Source organism: Metamycoplasma neophronis (assembly GCF_006491995.1).
GTDB lineage: Bacteria > Bacillota_I > Bacilli_A > Mycoplasmatales > Metamycoplasmataceae > Metamycoplasma > Metamycoplasma neophronis.
Genome location: NZ_VHHP01000020.1, coordinates 1 through 681, shown reverse-complemented (window position 1 = coordinate 681; position 681 = coordinate 1). Strand labels below are relative to the sequence as shown.

Annotated in this window: 2 protein-coding genes; one reads left to right on the top strand and one right to left on the bottom strand. The window is 65.8% G+C overall.

The window, feature by feature from the left end:
* A partial coding sequence (locus FJR74_RS08300) for a TrmH family RNA methyltransferase (protein ID WP_140915063.1) occupies window positions 1-329 on the top strand: 329 nt, incomplete at its 5' end.
* A 75-nt stretch (window positions 330-404) separates the two neighbouring features.
* Here FJR74_RS08300 and secE2 read toward each other — a convergent pair.
* Window positions 405-620, bottom strand: a complete 216-nt coding sequence (gene secE2 / locus FJR74_RS08295) for a calcium dodecin (RefSeq protein ID WP_003401885.1) — start codon at window positions 618-620, stop codon at window positions 405-407.
* Window positions 621-681: the final 61 nt, after the last annotated feature.

The window sequence follows — 681 nt, the reverse complement described above, 5'->3', positions numbered from 1 at the left end:
CCATTGTGACCGACCGCTATCAGCGGTTATGCCACCACGACAGCACCACCGGGCTGCTGGAGTTCGCGGCGGGCGCCGGCTTGACCGTGGTGGCGGTGGACAACGTCCCGGGTGCGGCGCGCCTGGAGCAGACCGCGTTGCCGCGGGAATGCCTGCTGTTATTCGGCCAGGAAGGGCCCGGCATTACCGACGACGCCCGTGCCGGCGCGGCGGTCACGGTGTCGATCGCCCAGTTCGGGTCGACGCGAAGCATTAACGCCGGCGTGGCCGCCGGAATCGCGATGCACGCCTGGATACGGCAGCACGCGGACCTGGGCCGCGCCTGGTAGGCCTCGGCGAGCAGACACAAAATCGCACGAATCAACCGCAAACCGTGCGATTTTGCGTCTGCTCGCCGGCCCGTGCTAGCGCGGTTGCGCCGGCCTCATCTTGAACGACACTTCGAGCTTGATGCGGTAGGTGATCTTGCCGGCGCTGTCCACGGCCATGTCCTGCTCAATGACCCGAGCGACGCGGATGTCATCGACGCTATCCCGCGCCCGCTGGACCGCCTCCGCCGCCGCCTGTTCCCAGGATGTGGGGCTGGTCCCGATGATGTCGATCACCTTGTACACACTCATGGGGGTAAAGCGTATAGCTTCTTCGATCCGAGAAAGTTGGCGCGTCGATTCGTCTAGCCCG